At 62.1% G+C, this 15,827-nt stretch carries 11 protein-coding genes; 7 read left to right on the top strand and 4 right to left on the bottom strand.

Annotation, left to right across the window (positions count from 1 at the left end; all coding sequences use genetic code 11):
- The first annotated feature begins 36 nt into the window (after positions 1–36).
- The 6 genes from xseA to ACFQ00_RS05330 all read left to right on the top strand — a co-directional run bounded on the left by xseA (position 37) and on the right by ACFQ00_RS05330 (position 9,085).
- The gene (xseA, locus tag ACFQ00_RS05305; protein WP_381487241.1) at positions 37–1,425 is read left to right on the top strand and encodes an exodeoxyribonuclease VII large subunit; all 1,389 of its coding nucleotides are present in this window, start codon (positions 37–39) and stop codon (positions 1,423–1,425) included.
- Between the two features lie 17 nt (positions 1,426–1,442).
- Positions 1,443–1,661 carry a DUF2093 domain-containing protein gene (locus ACFQ00_RS05310; protein WP_381487868.1) on the top strand — a complete coding sequence of 73 codons (219 nt, stop codon included), beginning with the start codon at positions 1,443–1,445 and terminating at the stop codon, positions 1,659–1,661.
- A gap of 412 nt (positions 1,662–2,073) precedes the next feature.
- Positions 2,074–5,172 carry a TonB-dependent receptor domain-containing protein gene (locus ACFQ00_RS05315; RefSeq protein WP_381487245.1) on the top strand — a complete coding sequence of 1,033 codons (3,099 nt, stop codon included), beginning with the start codon at positions 2,074–2,076 and terminating at the stop codon, positions 5,170–5,172.
- Positions 5,173–5,266: 94 nt separating this feature from the next.
- Positions 5,267–5,524 (top strand): hypothetical protein, encoded by a 258-nt coding sequence (locus ACFQ00_RS05320; protein WP_381487247.1) that lies wholly within the window; start codon positions 5,267–5,269, stop codon positions 5,522–5,524.
- A gap of 79 nt (positions 5,525–5,603) precedes the next feature.
- Positions 5,604–7,595: a tetratricopeptide repeat-containing sulfotransferase family protein gene (locus tag ACFQ00_RS05325; RefSeq protein ID WP_381487250.1), complete on the top strand. Its 1,992-nt coding sequence runs from the start codon at positions 5,604–5,606 to the stop codon at positions 7,593–7,595.
- The gene (locus ACFQ00_RS05330) at positions 7,592–9,085 is read left to right on the top strand and encodes a 2OG-Fe(II) oxygenase family protein (RefSeq protein ID WP_381487253.1); all 1,494 of its coding nucleotides are present in this window, start codon (positions 7,592–7,594) and stop codon (positions 9,083–9,085) included. Before ACFQ00_RS05325 ends, ACFQ00_RS05330 begins: the two co-directional genes overlap by 4 nt.
- Here the strand turns inward: ACFQ00_RS05330 and ACFQ00_RS05335 are convergent.
- From ACFQ00_RS05335 to bla, 4 genes are all read right to left on the bottom strand, one after another.
- The gene (locus ACFQ00_RS05335; protein ID WP_381487256.1) at positions 9,082–9,819 is read right to left on the bottom strand and encodes a 2OG-Fe(II) oxygenase; all 738 of its coding nucleotides are present in this window, start codon (positions 9,817–9,819) and stop codon (positions 9,082–9,084) included. The two genes, ACFQ00_RS05330 and ACFQ00_RS05335, sit on opposite strands and share 4 nt — an antisense overlap.
- Positions 9,820–9,850: 31 nt before the next feature.
- Positions 9,851–12,427 (bottom strand): ATP-dependent chaperone ClpB, encoded by a 2,577-nt coding sequence (gene clpB / locus ACFQ00_RS05340; RefSeq protein ID WP_381487259.1) that lies wholly within the window; start codon positions 12,425–12,427, stop codon positions 9,851–9,853.
- Positions 12,428–12,564: 137 nt separating this feature from the next.
- A complete protein-coding gene (locus ACFQ00_RS05345; RefSeq protein WP_381487263.1) occupies positions 12,565–13,851 on the bottom strand; it encodes an alanine racemase in 1,287 nt (428 codons plus the stop codon).
- 35 nt (positions 13,852–13,886) lie between these two features.
- On the bottom strand, positions 13,887–14,903 hold the full coding sequence (gene bla / locus ACFQ00_RS05350) for a class A beta-lactamase (protein WP_381487267.1): 1,017 nt from the start codon (positions 14,901–14,903) through the stop codon (positions 13,887–13,889).
- Between the two features lie 167 nt (positions 14,904–15,070).
- Between bla and ACFQ00_RS05355 the strand changes: the two genes are divergently transcribed.
- A complete protein-coding gene (locus tag ACFQ00_RS05355) occupies positions 15,071–15,739 on the top strand; it encodes a helix-turn-helix domain-containing protein (protein ID WP_381487270.1) in 669 nt (222 codons plus the stop codon).
- Positions 15,740–15,827: the final 88 nt, after the last annotated feature.

Consider the following 15,827-nt stretch of genomic DNA (forward strand, 5'->3'; position numbering starts at 1 on the left):
CTTGTAGAGCGTGCGCCGAGCGCTTAGCAACGCCTGATGGACGCCCCCGACAACGCCCATGAATTCACAGTCTCCGAACTCTCCTCGGCGCTGAAGCGCAGCATCGAGGATCAGTTCGGGAATGTGCGTCTGCGCGGCGAGATTTCGGGCTGGAAGGTGCCCGCCTCCGGCCACGCCTATTTCGCGCTGAAGGACGATGCGGCGCTCATAGACGCGGTCATGTGGAAGGGAGGGCGCGCGCGCCTCAATTTCCGGCCCGAAGACGGCATGGAGGTGGTCGCCACCGGCCGTCTCACCACCTATCCGGGCCGCTCCAAGTACCAGATCGTCGTCGAATCGCTGGAGCTTGCGGGGGAGGGCGCGCTCCTCGCGATGATCGAGCGGCGCAAGGCGATGCTCGCTGCCGAGGGGCTGTTCGCCGCCGAGCGCAAGCGGCCGATTCCCTGGCTGCCGGAGCTGATCGGCGTCGTCACCTCGCCAACGGGCGCGGTGATCCGCGATATCCTCCACCGCCTCGGTGACCGTTTCCCGCGTGACGTGCTGGTCTGGCCGGTGAAGGTGCAGGGCGACGGTGCGGCGGACGAGGTCGCCGCGGCGATCCGCGGCTTCAACGCCATGCCGCGCCGCCCGGACGTGATCATCGTCGCACGCGGCGGCGGCTCGATCGAGGACCTGATGGCCTTCAACGAAGAAATCGTCGTGCGCGCTGCGGCTGCGTCCGAAATCCCGCTCATCAGCGCCGTCGGCCACGAGACTGACACCACGCTCATCGATTTCGCCTCGGATCGCCGCGCGCCGACGCCCACCGCCGCCGCCGAGCTTGCCGTGCCCGTCCGCGCCGAGCTGGTCGCAGGCGTCTCATCCTTCGCCGCCCGCCTCGACCGCTGTATCGCGTCCGCGACCGAGACGCGTGGGGAGCGCCTCCACCTCTGGTCCGCCCGCCTCCCAACCCCTGCGGCAATCCTCGGCATGAAGACGCAGCGTCTCGATGATATCGGTGAACGCCTCCCCCGCGCCCTCCGCGCCGCCGCGAACCAGTGGCAGTCCCGCTACGCCCGCGCCGCCGAACCTCTCCGCGCCGCCATGCGCAGCCGCATCGCCGACGCTCGCCACGATCTCGCCAGCGCCGCCACGCGCCTCCGCCCGACACTGCTATCCGGCCTCGCCCAGCGCACTGCCGACCGCATCGGATCGTCGGGTCGCCTCCTCGAGTCGCTCAATCCGCTCGCCATCCTCGCGCGCGGCTACGCTGTGGTCACGCGCCCGGACGGCAGCCTAGTTAAGAGCGCGGACGAGGCCCGCCGCGAAGTCCGCCTCGGCCTCCGCTTCGGCGACAGCCGCGATTCGGTGGAGGTCATGGTTGGCGGAAAGCCCCGCAAATCCACTCGCGAGAGCGATGCGCCCTTGCAGGCGAAGCTCCTGTAGGCGACATTATGCCCGCTATGCTCAAACTCGGTGAAGGCCGCCCGGCGCGGCTCCAGTATCTTTCCGGCTCCTATCGCGTGCTTCAGCAGGGCGACCACGTGACCTGCGCGGTCACCGGCACGCGCGTCCCGCTGCAGAACCTCCGCTACTGGAGTCACGAGCTTCAGGAAGCCTATGTCTCCGGCGAAGCCGCTGCTGCCCGCTATGCCGAAATGCGGGCGCTGGGCCGCCTCTAGCGCCACCCCGCCCGCACGGCTGCAAGACGATGAAATCATTGTCAGCCTCGGTGGTGCCAGCCGAGTGATGCGGCGCGCGCGTTTCGATCCTGCCACATTGTTGTCACGGCCCTTGCGGCCGCGCTGTTGAACGGTAATAAAATTACAATTTTAGTGTCGTTTTCGTTACCTGTGTGCACTCACTGTTGCGTGATCATCACACCGCCGGTTTGAAGCGATCGGGTCGTCTTTGACCTGCTTTACACTTCAACAACATTTCGGGACAAACGCATAAGTCCAAAATGGACTGCGTCGATACGTGTTTCGGCATCGGAAAGGGGACGACGGACCGAAACAAGGTCAATCCACACCGGTGCATTCATGCAACAGGTATCGACGACAAAACTGGGACAAACTGTTAAAGGACTGGGACGTGAACAACGCGAAAATTTCGCTTTATCGTCGTGCGCTGTGTTCAAGCAGCGTACTCGTTGCCGCGACCTCCATTGCTATTCCTGCGCTCGCGCAGGAGCAGGAGGTGGCCGACGCTGTTGAAGAGACTATCGTCGTCACCGGATCGCGCATCGTGCGCCCGAACATGGAGGCAAATAGCCCCATCACTGTGGTGACTGGTGTCGACACGGTCAAAAACGCCGACATTACACTCGACACCTTCCTCAACACGCTGCCACAAGTGAACCCGGCGGGTACTAGCACGTCGAACAACCCCGGCAACGGCGGCCAATCGAACGTCAACCTTCGCGGTCTCGGTGCCAACCGTAACCTCGTTCTGGTTGATGGTCGCCGTCCGATGGTGTCGGCGTCCGATCAGTCGGTCGACCTCAACACGATTCCGCAGCAGCTCATTGAGCGTATTGATGTCATCACCGGCGGCGCCGGCGCGACATATGGTGCGGACGCCATTGCCGGCGTCGTCAACATCCGTCTCAAGAAAGATTTCGAAGGTATCGATCTTCGCGCCACCTATTCCAATTCGGTGCCGGGTACCGATGCGCGCGAGTATCAGATTGGCGGCGTGATCGGTGGCAACTTTGCCGATGGTCGCGGCAATATTGCGTTCTCGGCCGAATATTCGAAGCGTCAGGGCCTCGTAAAGGGGCAGCGCGCTTTCGCAGAGCAGGCGACGTCCACGACGGGTACTCCGCCGGTGGGCCGTCTCGTGGAAGCGAGTGCGAACGGCATATCCCAGGCTGCGATCAATTCTCTGTTCGCCTCTTACGGAGTAGATGCTGCGCAGGCGCCGATTGCCGGTCTCAGCCAGATGCACTTCAACTCGGATGGCACATTGTTCGGCGGTGGTACTTTCAATAACCCGCTCGATGTTTCCAACTATCGTTATGGTGTCGGTGGCGCGGCCGCTGCGAACGAGAACTTCTTCCCGGATTTCTATTCGTATAACTTTGATGCCATCAATCTCCTCGTTCTCCCGCTTGAGCGTAAGTCAGCGTTCATGCGCGGTCATTACGAGATCAGCCCGTCGTTCGAGTTCTTTACGCAGGCGGGCTATACCGAGTATAAATCGGCCACCGCTTTGGCGCCAACGCCGGTGGGCGTTCGTATCTACAATCCTGCAAATCCCGGTGGCCCAACCTTTGCAACATCCGCGTTGGTTGCGCCCGGTGGCTTTGTGACCAACAGCATTGTTCCGGTCACGAACCCGTTCATTCCGGCTGATCTGGCCGCGCTCCTCGCAACGCGTACAGGTGATGACGCGGGCTTGGTCGGCTCCGGTGCAACGGAACCGATCCGGATGTCGATCCGCTCGCTCGGCACGGGTCTGCGTCAGCAGAATCTCGAAAACCGGGTTATCCAGGGTCTCGCGGGCCTTCGCGGCGAGATCACCGAAGGCTGGCGCTACGAAGCTTATTATTCGTGGGGCAAGACGACCATTGATGCGTCGAATACCGGTAACGTCAATGTCCAGAATCTTCAGACACTTCTGGAGGCGGAGGACGGCGGTGCGAGTATTTGCGAGGGCGGCTATAATCCCTTCGGTATCCAGCCGGTCTCCGCGGAATGCGTGGAATACCTGAATGAAACCGGTGTCACCCGCACCACCTTTACGCAAAAGATCGCGCAGGCGTACGTTCAGGGCGACCTCGTCGAGCTGCCTGCGGGTACGCTGTCGATAGTAGGCGGCGTTGAAAGCCGCCGCTTCCGTTACGCTTTTGATCCGGGTGCCCTTTCCGGGCCGATCGCCGGCTTCAACACCTCGTCTCCCGATCTTGGCACCAACAAGTTCCTCGATTTCTTCGGGGAGCTCTACGTGCCGATCGCCAAGGGCGCGGCCTGGGCGGATTCACTTGATCTGTCGCTCGGCTATCGTCATTCCAAGAGCGATTTCAATGATATCGCAAATGGTATCGACGGGAAGTCGCAAAGCTCGAACGCGTACAAGGCTGAGTTGAGCTGGGCGCCGATCCCAGAGTTTCGCGTTCGCGGCACCTATCAGCATTCCGTGCGCGCACCGAACTTCGGTGAGTTGTTCTCGGGTGGTTCTTCGTTCGTTCAGGCATTCGATCCCTGCTCGATTACAACAAACTATCGTGCGACCACCGGAGCGGCCGGGCGTCAGCTCTGTATTGATACCCTCGTAGCGGAGTCTGGCGTCGACTCGTTCGTTGCCACACCGGGCCTGCAGGTCAACACCGGCTTTGCCGGTAATCCGAACCTGAAGCCCGAGAAGGCCGATACGTATACGGTGGGTGTCGCCTTCCAGGTTGCCGGGTTCACGGGCTCGATCGATTATTACAACATCCGCATCAAGGATCCGATCTTCGGTCCCGATACGAATATGTTCATCGCGGCCTGCTATGGATATCAGGGCAATATTAATCCCACATTGTCTGCTTCCAACCCGTACTGCACAGGCGATCCCGGCGTCCCCGGTGCTCAAGGTGTGGTGCGTGCGGGCAGCAACTTCAGCTACGTTGCCGTGCCGGGCTCGCTTGGCGGTGATGCAAACTCGAACTTCCTTTCGATTAACCAAGGCAAGATCAAGACCTCGGGTATCGATTTCCAGCTCGGCTACCGTCTGCCGACTGAGTTCGTGAATGAGAACGCCGCGCTGAACTTCGGCCTCTATATGAACTACCTGTTCGACTACAAGGTTCAGGAACTTCCGGGTGTCACGCTCGATTATGCGGGCACGGCGTCCTATTTCGGCGCTGGTCTTGGCACCAGCTTCCCGGAATGGAAGGGGACTCTGAACCTCGACTGGATGCTGAACGATGTGCTGACGCTTTCGTCTCGCGTGCGCTACATCGACGGCATGAAGAACCGCTTGTCGCTCCAGTTCCCGGGCGAAGAGTTCACGGGTCCGGGTTCGGTCTGGTACTTCGACTTCGCAGTCCAGGCGAACGTCGATGCACTGACCTTCCGTGTCGGTCTCAACAATGCGTTCAACAAGCAGCCGCCGGAATACCAGCCGAACGTGCAATCGGGCACCGATCCGTCACTCTACGACGTGATCGGCCGCCGCGGCTACGTGTCGGTCGGCCTGCGGTTCTAAAGAACCAGCGGACATACGCAAAAATGAAGGCGGGGCTCTTGCTCCGCCTTCTGTTTTTCTGTCAGATTGCCGGTTCAGGAAGGGAGCGGGATTCATGAAGCGGATTGCTGCGACTGTAGCGCTTGGTATGCTTTTCTTGTCTTCAACTGGCATTGCCGCAGGCGCTGCGGAAGACAAGAAGGCGCGTCCAGATCCTGATGAGGTGATCTGCAAGATTGAAGATCAGACCAACACACGCTTCAAGAAGAAGGTCTGCATGACGCGCCGGGATCGTGAGGCTCTTGCAGAAGCGCAGAAGCGCGACCTTGCTGAAATGGTGAGCCGATCAGTGATGCGTGATCCTGACGAATGACCACCATGGATGACCAGCCGCAATGGTTCCTTGATTGATGACATCGCCACGATTCCGGAGCAGTAGCGCGGCTGATGTCGTGGCGCTGTATCAGCGCGGCGATCTTGAAGCTGCGCGTGAACTCGGCGAGAAACTTCTTGGTTCCCGATCGGACAGCCCTGCGCTCTTGCACTTGGTCGGCGTATTGTGTTGCCAGACAGATCGCCTCGATCGCGGCATTCTGTTGTTGGAGCGCAGCCTGCGCCAGGCACCCAATGATATGACCGCGCGCCTCAACCTTGTTCGTGCGTTGGTCGATGCGGGGAAACCTGAGCAGGCTGAAGCGATATGCGCGGGCGGCGATGCGGAGGCAGATCCCGAATGGTTACGGCTGCACGGGGATATTCTGAAATCCCTCCGAAGGTTCGATGAGGCTGCGCGGGCATACGAAGCGACTGTCTCGAGAAATGCCGAGAACTTCGAGGCATGGAATAATCTCGGTAACGTCCGGCTGGAAACCGGTGACACCGGTGCAGCGATCACAGCTTTTGAGCGCGCCAAGGCCTTGAAGCCTGAGATGGTGGTGATACGCATCAATCTCGCGAAAGCCCTGGCGACGGCCGGGCGTTATCCGGAAAGTATTGCCGAGCTTCAAAAGGCAGTGGAGATTGCGCCTCAGGATACGAATGCACTGCTGGAGCTTGGGCGGCTGCTCAACCGTGCTGGGCAGAGCGACGAGGCGCTCGCGCTCCTTGGGAGTGCGGCCAGACTCGATCGCAAAAATCCAGAGGTTTTTGTCGCCATCGGCCTTACATTTGCGCAACTCGGAGAAATACACCGGGCCGAGCAAGCCTACAGGTTCGCGATCGAGGCTGATCCATCTTTTGCGCAGGCTTATGTGAACCTCGGCCTGCTCCTTGAGCAAAGCAATCGCGTAGACCAGCTCGACCAGTTGATCGCCACCGCCAAAGTCAGCCGCATCGCGCGGGATGAACTGACCTACCTCCAAGCACTCTCGCAGTTTCGGAAGGGGCAATTCAGGGAAGCCCTCGAAGCAGTGCAATCGACGGATAGCGAGAGCATCGACACGCTGGTGCGCGAACAGCTCATCGGTCAACTCGCGGATAGGCTTGGCGATGCCGATACGGCATTTGCGGCCTTTACCAGCATGAACCGGGCAATGGCGCGTGATCCGGCGGCGCTCCCGTTCGATGGAACGGAACATACACGGTTTGTCGAAAGCCTGACGGCGGTAACGACGCCGGAATGGTATGCGCGCTGGCCGCAGCTAAGCCTTGAATCCACACCCTCAACGCCGGTCTTTCTGGTGGGCTTTCCGCGATCGGGAACAACTCTTCTCGATACTGTGCTCATGGGGCACCCGGACACGCACGTGCTCGAGGAAGAACCACTGCTTGCGCGCGTGCGAGACATGCTTGGCGGCATTGAACGTCTGCACGACGTGGGCGTGGATGAAGCGAACGCGCTTCGCAGCCGCTATTTCGAGGAACTCGATTCGATTTCTCCTGCCGCGCCCGGCAAACTCGTTATCGACAAACTGCCGCTCAATATCCTGCGCACGCCGCTCATCCATCGATTGTTTCCTGACGCGAAATTCATCTTTGCCGCGCGTCATCCCTGTGATGCGGTGCTCAGCTGCTTCATGCAGAACTTCAAGATCAACCAGGCAATGGCGACGTTTTTGGATATCCGCAACGCCAGCCTCTTCTACGACCGCACGCTGGGTTATTGGGATCAGTGTCAGCGCGTGTTTCCGCTGAATGTCCATATCGTCCGCTATGAATCTATGGTGGCCGATATGGAAGTGGAGGTACGCGCGCTCATCGATTTCCTCGGCTTGCCGTGGGATGACCGGGTGCTTGATTATCAGCGTACCGCGGCAGATCGCGGCTATATCCGCACGCCGAGCTATGCGCAGGTCACAGAGCGTGTTTATTCGCGGGCGAAAGGGCGCTGGGAACGCTATCGTGCGCACCTGCAGGATGTCCTTCCCATTCTGTCGCCGTGGGCTGAAAAACTGGGCTATGGTCCCGTATTGCCCGTGGGAGGCAATGAGGGGGCGGGGATTTGAACGCAGCCGCGTTGAAGATTGATGCCGACGCTGCCTATCGAGCTGGCCTCCGGGCGCTTGATACAGGGGATGAAATCGAAGTTCTGCCCCTTCTCGATGCAGCGCTCGATACGGCACCGGATGATGCACGGCTCTGGCAGGTCAAGGCGCTGCTCCACCGTTCCTTGGAAGAGCTTGCGCCCTCGGTCGTTGCGTTCGCGCGCGCTGCTACGCTTGCACCGCAGGACGCGACAATTGCGCATGGCCATGCCCACGCTGCCCTCGAAGCTGGGCTTCCCGCTGCGCCGCTCTTTGAACGCGCTCTTACGCTAGCGAAGGATCGCGGGCCGGTCGTGCAGGGTATTGCCGCTGCACTCGTTGTCGAGAATGGTCCCAGCGCTGCAATCGACAGGCTCCATGCCGAACTTCGCGTGAACCCTGATTGGCTTGTTGGCCACTGGTTGCTCTCAAGACTGCGCTGGACCGAGGGAGATCGGGACGGTTTCGCGGCATCGATCGAGGCTGCGGTGAAGCGCGCACCGCGCAGTGTCGTGCATTGGCGTCAGTACATATTTATCCTGATGCATGGCGGCCTGCATGAGCAGGCTCTGGCTGTCATTGATCGTGCGCGTGCAGCTGCCGGCCCGGATACCGCTTTCCTGTTCGATGAGGCTGCCTGCCTTACGGAAAGCTGGCAACTCGACGCGGCGGAACGCGCTTTCGCGGCGCTTCCGCGTACCAGCGACATGTCGGTCGCGATCCACGCGGTCCGCCATTTGTTGCGCTTGCAGCGGCCCGAGGAGGCCGCTGCGCGTGCGGAACCGCTGATGAAGCGCGGCGATGCGCACATGATCATGCCCTACCTCTCGATCATATGGCGGCTGCTCGGCGATCCGCGCTTCGCCTGGTTCGAAGGCGATGATCGCTTCGTCCGTGCCTATGATCTTCGGCAAAAAATCGATTGCTGGCCGAAACTCGCGGAAACCTTGCGCGCTCTTCACGTGACGGCCGGACAGCCGCTCGAACAATCCGTTCGCGGCGGCACGCAGACGGATGGACCGCTTTTTTCCCGCATCGAACCGGAAATCTGCGCGCTGCGTCAAACGATTGCGGAAACTGTGGCGGAGCATGTTGCGCAGCTTCCGCCGCCAGAAGTGGGCCATCCGCTGCTCGCGCCGCGCCGCGATCGGCGTATACGGTTTACCGGGGCATGGTCGATCCGGTTGCAGGGTGCAGGCTACCATACCAATCATGTCCACCCCGGCGGGTGGCTCAGTTCGGCACTCTATCTCGTTGTGCCGCCGGAAACGGCGGACACAGCACGCAAGGCTGGCTGGCTCACATTTGGCCAGCCGCAGGTTGAACTTGGGCTCGATCTGCCACCTGTGCGAATGATCCAGCCGAAGGAGGGGCATCTCACGCTCTTTCCTTCAACCATGTGGCACGGCACCACGCCTTTCAGTGAGGGCGAGCGCATGACGGTCGCTTTCGACGTAGGTGTGCCGCGCTAGCGCGCTGTCTGCGCTCTCAGCCATCCGGTAACGGATACGCGCTGTTTTCCGGCAAAAGGCGCCACATAGCTGACGCTGTGCGCCACAGGCACGGCGAACACACGCAGACTGTTGAACGCAGGTGTCAGCACCCGTGAGACGCCGCCGTTTTCATCGTGAAACATCAGCAGACCGCCCCACTCCGGACGCCAGCCGTCGCTGAGGCCGAAGACATAGGCGGCATACCTGTTCTTTCCCGCGACGTCGTCGTCGTGGCGTGTCAGGAAATGACCCGGCCCGTATGCCGTCGCTTGTGCATCCGCGAAATCGATGCGTGTTGTGCCTGTGATCGTGCGGAAGAACGATATGACCGTCTCCGAACAGAGGAAATTCGCAAACATGTCGAGCGGTGTTCCGGACCGGGTCCGCGCGGCAGGGTCATCATCGGTTCGGATCGCGCGGTAGCGATACTGAAAGCCGTGCCGTGCGGCATCGTTCACGGAGCGGTCGAGCTGTGCCTGTGCGGCAGCGTCGAGTTCGGGGAGTCGCTGCTGCGGTATTTCGTAGACCTTCTCCCCGGCGTTGAGCACCTCGGTCCAGTCATCGCGGCTGTTCAGATATGCGGCGAGCACCTTCGCCGATTCCGATGTCAGGAAACCATCGATGGAGACTTGTCCGTCACGCGCAAAGGTTTCGGCAAGCGCGACGGTATCGAGATCTGGATTAAGCGCGAAGTGCGTTGCTGGCGGGGACATGGGTCATTGCTAGCCATGTCCCCGCCCGATGTCACGACACCTGAAATGCCAGCGCCCCGTCGCCTTCATCGACCTTCACGGCCGTGCCGTCGCCGATCTCACCGGAGAGGATTTTGTCGGCGAGGGGGTCCTGCAGATACTTCTGTACGGCGCGTTTCAGCGGCCTTGCTCCGTAGACGGGATCGTAGCCGACGCGGCCGAGCCAGTCGCGGGCGGCGGGGGTGAGGTCGATGCTGATCTTGCGGTCGGCGAGCAGCGTCTGTACGCGCGCCAGTTGCAGATCGACGATCGGTCCCATGTGCGCCTGCGCCAGCCGATGGAACATGATGATCTCATCCAGCCGGTTCAGGAACTCGGGCCGGAAATGTCCGCGCACCACTGCCATCACTTCGTCTTCGACATCGTGCACGGTCTGATCGTCGCGCAGTGACGAGAGGTACTGCGAACCGAGGTTCGAGGTGAGGATGATGATGGTGTTGGTGAAGTCCACCGTGCGGCCCTGGCTGTCGGTCAGCCGTCCGTCGTCGAGCACCTGCAGCAGCACGTTGAACACGTCCGCGTGCGCTTTCTCGACCTCGTCGAACAGCACGACCTGATAGGGCCTGCGCCGTACCGCCTCGGTCAGCACGCCGCCCTCGTCGTAACCGACATAGCCGGGAGGCGCGCCGATCAGCCGCGCGACCGAGTGCTTCTCCATGTATTCCGACATGTCGATGCGCACCATCGCGCCCGCGTCGTCGAACAGGAACTCGGCGAGCGCTTTGGTGAGTTCGGTCTTGCCGACGCCGGTCGGCCCGAGGAACAGGAAGCTGCCGAGTGGCCGGTTCGGATCCTGAAGCCCTGCGCGCGCGCGGCGCACGGCGGCGGAAACGGCCTTCACCGCGTCTTCCTGCCCGATCACGCGCTTGCCGATCAGCGCCTCCATCTGCAGCAGCTTCTCGCGCTCGCCTTCGAGCATCCGGTCGACCGGAATCCCCGTCCAGCGCGAAACGACGGCGGCGATGTCGTCGGCCGTCACCTCTTCGCGCACCATCGCGCCCTTGCTGGCCCCTTCGGCCTCGGCAAGCTGCTTTTCGAGACCGGGAATGACGCCGTAGGAGAGCTCGCCCGCGCGCCCGAGATCGCCCGAACGCTGCGCTTGCTCCAGTTCGATGCGCGCCGCGTCGAGCTGTTCCTTCAGCTTCGTCTCGGACTGCATCTTCTCGCGCTCTGCCTGCCAGCGCGTGGTCAGCCCCGCCGATTGCTCTTCGAGATCGGCAAGATCGCGCTCCAGATTGGCGAGCCGGTCCTTCGAGGCCGTGTCGGTCTCCTTCTTCAGTGCCTCGCGCTCGATCTTGAGCTGGATGATGCGCCGGTCGAGATTTTCGATCTCCTCGGGCTTCGATTCCACCTCCATGCGCAGGCGCGATGCGGCCTCGTCCATCAGGTCGATGGCCTTGTCCGGCAGGAAGCGGTCGGTGATGTAGCGGTTCGAAAGCGTCGCGGCGGAAACCAGCGCGCCGTCGGTGATGCGCACGCCGTGGTGAAGCTCGTACTTCTCCTTGAGCCCGCGCAGGATCGAGATCGTATCCTCCACGGTCGGCTCGCCGACGAACACGGGCTGGAAGCGCCGCTGCAGGGCAGGGTCCTTCTCCACATGCTTGCGATATTCGTCGAGCGTGGTCGCGCCGATGCAGTGCAGTTCACCGCGCGCGAGCGCGGGCTTCAGCAGGTTGGAGGCGTCCATCGCGCCCTCGGACTTGCCCGCGCCGATCAGCGTGTGCATCTCGTCGATGAACAGGATGATGTCGCCCTCGGCGGCCTTCACCTCGTCGAGCACACCCTTCAGACGTTCCTCGAACTCGCCGCGATATTTCGCGCCCGCGATCAGCGCGCCCATGTCGAGCGCCATCACCGTGCGATCCTTGATTCCGTCCGGCACGTCGCCGTTCGCAATGCGTAGCGCCAGCCCCTCCGCGATCGCGGTCTTGCCGACGCCCGGCTCGCCGATCAACACCGGGTTGTTCTTTGTTCGCCGCGCAAGCACCTGGATCGTACGGCGGATTTCCTCGTCCCGGCCGATTACGGGGTCGAGTTTACCCGCGCGTGCCGCTTCGGTCAGGTCGCGCGCGAACTTCTTCAGCGCGTCATAGCGGTCCTCGGCGCCCGCCGTGTCAGCGGTACGGCCCTGGCGCAATTCTTCGATAGCGCTGTTCAGGCCCTGCGGCGTGACGCCCGCGGCGGCGAGCGCTTTGCCAGCGGCGGTTTCCTTGGCCAGCGTCAGCGCCAGCAGCAGCCGCTCGACGGTGACGAAACTGTCGCCCGCCTTCTTCGCGATTTCCTCGGCCTGCGTCAGCACGCGCACGGTGTCGTTGTCCCACTGCACGCCCTGCGCGCCGCCGCCGGAAACCTGCGCGTGCTTCGCCAGCGCCTGATCGACCTCGCGCACGGCTGCGCGCGCGTCGCCGCCTGCTTTCTGGATGAGCCCCGAGGCCATGCCCTGATCGTCTTCCAGCAACGCCTTCAGCAGATGCTCTGGCGCCACACGCTGGTGGCTCATGCGGATCGCGACGGTTTGCGCGGACTGCAGGAATCCCTTGGCGCGGTCGCTGAATTTCTCGATATTCATACCGTTTACATCCCCCTTGGCGGGCAATCATGGACCGAGCGCGATATGGTGTTGCAGTTTTGCAACGCAAGCGTCCGGCACAAGTTTTTTGCACCGGGCGTCACGCCCGTTCCATGACTCCGATCAAACGGAGCGGTTCAGAAATAGGTCCGTATCGACCCCGTCACCACCAGCGCATCGTCGACGATGTAAAGCAGCTTCCATTTGTCGAAGGTCGTGCAGGGGTGTGAGATGCCGAAGCCGATGAGATCGCCTGGTTGCAGCGATGATTCCGCCGGAACGTCGAGATAGGCGTGCTGGTCGTCGAGCCGGACGACACGGTGTGCTTCGCTGAGTGGCAGCGGCGCAGCATCGGCTCCGGGGTGAGCCCATGCGAGCGCGGTGGGGCGGGCGACGTCCTCCCCGATGTCGCGCTTGCCGAGGCCCGCGATCACCCGTGTCGGTTCGGGCCGCGAATGAACATAGGCCCAAACTTCCAGCGCAGGGCGCAGTCCTTCGCCCAGGCTTGCAGCGATCGGCGAGCGCGCCTCGAGCTGGTCGATGAGCTGCTTGTAGAAATGGCTGTCGTGGATGAGGTAACAGCCGCTGCGCAGCAGCACGAAAAACGGTCGTTCTTTCCGCGCGGCGCCGAATGTTTCGGCGACACGATCGAACAGCGAGGAGCCGCCCGCCGAGAGCATCGGCTCGCCCGTGAACAGACCGCTATCGTGGCAGTGTTCGCCAAGGCGGACGATCCGCTGCAACAGGGCATCGACTTTCGCGTCGCGTTCGGTGGGTTCGAGTCCCTGAACGACGCCTTCGAACGCCTCGATGCCGCGAAGGCACACGTACGGGGACGCTGCGATCCGCTCTGCTGCCGCAACCGCCTCGGCATCGTCGCGGAAACCTGTGCGGCCGCTGGAAAGGCCGAGCTCGATGAGCACTTGTAGCCGCCGGCCCGGCGGGCTCGCCGCCAGCCCGGCTTCCAGAAGGTCGATCGCGTGCATCGAGTCGACGAGACAGTAGAAATCGAAATCGGGATCGGTGCGCAGTTCACCTGCGACATAGGCGATGTTCGCACGCCCCACGAGCTGGTTCGCCATGAAGATTCGCCCGATGCCGAATGCGCGGTAGGCGCGGACATGGCCGGCGGTCGCCGCGGTGATTCCCCACGCGCCGTCCGCCATCTGCATGGCGAAGAGTTCAGGGCTCATTGTCGTCTTGCCATGCGGAGCGATCTGCGTGCCGGTCAGTGCGGTGAAACGCTGCATCCAGCGGCTGTTGTGCTGGAGCGCCGAGCGGCGCAGCACCGCTGCCGGCAGCATGAGGTCTTCGTTCAGCACCGAGAGCCCGGCGCCGGCAAGGTCCGCCGCGTCACCGTGCCATGCGGCAGGCAGGCCCTTGATCCGCCAATCGAGCGGCTCAGGCGGCAGCTTGGTCGCCATTCTTTTCTCCCTTGGATATGTTGCTGTTGCCGCGCTTAGTTGGCGGTGAGGAAGTGGTCGTAGGCGACGCGGGCAATGTCGGCGATCACCTTGTCCTGCGTGGCTGTGCCCCGGGTATCGCCCTTCACGAACACCGCGATCGCGAACTGGCGTCCGTTCGGGAGCGTGATGATGCCGACATCGTTCGCCACAGACGACAGCGTGCCGGTCTTGTGGGCGATGACCGTGTCGGACGGCAACAGGCCCTTGAGGCGATTCCCGCCGGTGCGGCAGCGCTCCATGATCCCGATCAACGTCTTCGTGCTTGCCGCGCTCATCGCCTTTCCGGAATGGATGCGGAGCAGAAGCTGTACCATGGCTTCCGGGGTGGATGTGTCACGCGGGTCGGCATTGAACGGCGCGTTCGGGGCACGGGGGCCGTCGCGGTCTTGCAGTGCCGGATTGGCCTTGAAGGCGGCCTCCACGTTTTCCTTGAATGTGCCGGGGCCGGGGGTTTCGATCCCGATCGCGCGGTAGAGGAGGTGTGCGGTATCGTTGTCGACCCGCTGCCCCGTGATGCCCTGCGCGCGCAGCCATGCGTTGACGGCCGCCGGCCCGCCCGCGAGCTGGACGAGCACGTCCGTCGAGGTGTTGTCGCTCTGGGTGAGCATGAATTCGAGGAGATTGTGGACGGAGAGCGCGATCCCGGGGTGCGGGGTCTGGATCGCCATACCGTAGGAGCCGACGAGCAGTTTCGGATCGACTGTCACCATCTGGTCGAGCGAGGTTTCGCCCTTGTCTATTCGCTCAAAGATCTTGCCGGCGACGGCGATCTTGAACGTACTCGCCATGGGGAAGGTGGTGCCGGCGTTCAGCGTCGCCATGTCCTTGCCGTCCACCGCCTGCAGGGCGACGCCGACGGTGCCGTCGGTCTGCTCGGCGAACAGCTTGAACGCATCCGAGAGACGGTTCTGCGTGGTCGCCGCGGCGGGCGCGGCCAGAACCGGCGCTGCCAACGGCCCGGATGCCAGCAGTGCGGCGGAAATGAGGGCCACGAGAGAAGCACGTCGCATGGGCAGTCCTTTTAGCGTTTACCGGCGGAGCTGTGATCGGATGTGACACTACGTCGGCGATTTTCAAATTTGTCAATTTTTGAAAAATCGGATGGGGCCGACCCTGTTTCAGCGCCATGACAGTCGGGCATGGCTCTGCTAGCTTGCGGCATCAGGAGAGGAACAGGATGTCGACTGCAAACCGCGCCACGCGCCCGATACCGGCAGCTTCGCTGGCGGAGATCGATCCGGGTGAAGTTTTGCGCGGCATCCGTACCGAGCGCGGCATGACACTTGCGGAGGTCAGCAAGCGGACGGGTATGCCGATTTCGACTTTGTCCAAAGTGGAAACTGGCAAGATTTCGCTGAGTTACGAAAAGCTCATGCGTCTGAGCCGCGGTCTCGACATCGACATCACGCGCTTGTTCGCCGCTCCGAAGGCTGCCCCTGCCGGACGTTCGCTCACCACGGGGCGCCGGACGATCACCCGCGCGGGCGATGGCCCCCGTATACGCACCGCGACTTACGACTATGTGTACCCCTCGGCGGACCTGCTCAACAAATCGCTCAACCCGATGATCATAGATGTCCGCGCGCGATCGCTCGCGGAGTTCGGCGACATGATGCGCCATCCCGGCGAGGAATATGCGCTGGTTCTGGAAGGCCAGTGCGAATTCCATTGCGACCTCTACGCTCCCTCTTTGATGTCCACAGGGGACTCGGTCTATTTCGATGGCAGCATGGGCCACGCCTATGTCGCGGTGGGAGAGGGGCCCTGCCGTATCCTCTCCATCTGTTCGGCAACCGATGCCGATCTGAAGTCGGCACTCAACCCCCTGCCGAAGGACCCGGCGTAAAATATTGCGAGCGAATGATGCGCTCACAGGAATTGACAAATTTCTGATTGGGATCATTTTGTCCTGATAAGGAGATTTGTGCGCCACA

It is taken from the genome of Sphingosinicella xenopeptidilytica (assembly GCF_042676985.1).
Lineage (GTDB): Bacteria > Pseudomonadota > Alphaproteobacteria > Sphingomonadales > Sphingomonadaceae > Sphingosinicella > Sphingosinicella xenopeptidilytica.

Bases quoted from the DNA above. Each gene is read 5' to 3' on its own strand.
- ACFQ00_RS05310 (WP_381487868.1), top strand. From the start codon at position 1,443: ATGCTCAAACTCGGTGAAGGCCGCCCGGCGCGGCTCCAGTATCTTTCC.
- xseA (WP_381487241.1), top strand. From the start codon at position 37: ATGGACGCCCCCGACAACGCCCATGAATTCACAGTCTCCGAACTCTCC.
- ACFQ00_RS05345 (WP_381487263.1), bottom strand. From the start codon at position 13,851: ATGGCGACCAAGCTGCCGCCTGAGCCGCTCGATTGGCGGATCAAGGGC.
- ACFQ00_RS05355 (WP_381487270.1), top strand. From the start codon at position 15,071: ATGTCGACTGCAAACCGCGCCACGCGCCCGATACCGGCAGCTTCGCTG.
- bla (WP_381487267.1), bottom strand. From the start codon at position 14,903: ATGCGACGTGCTTCTCTCGTGGCCCTCATTTCCGCCGCACTGCTGGCA.
- ACFQ00_RS05320 (WP_381487247.1), top strand. From the start codon at position 5,267: ATGAAGCGGATTGCTGCGACTGTAGCGCTTGGTATGCTTTTCTTGTCT.
- clpB (WP_381487259.1), bottom strand. From the start codon at position 12,427: ATGAATATCGAGAAATTCAGCGACCGCGCCAAGGGATTCCTGCAGTCC.
- ACFQ00_RS05335 (WP_381487256.1), bottom strand. From the start codon at position 9,819: ATGTCCCCGCCAGCAACGCACTTCGCGCTTAATCCAGATCTCGATACC.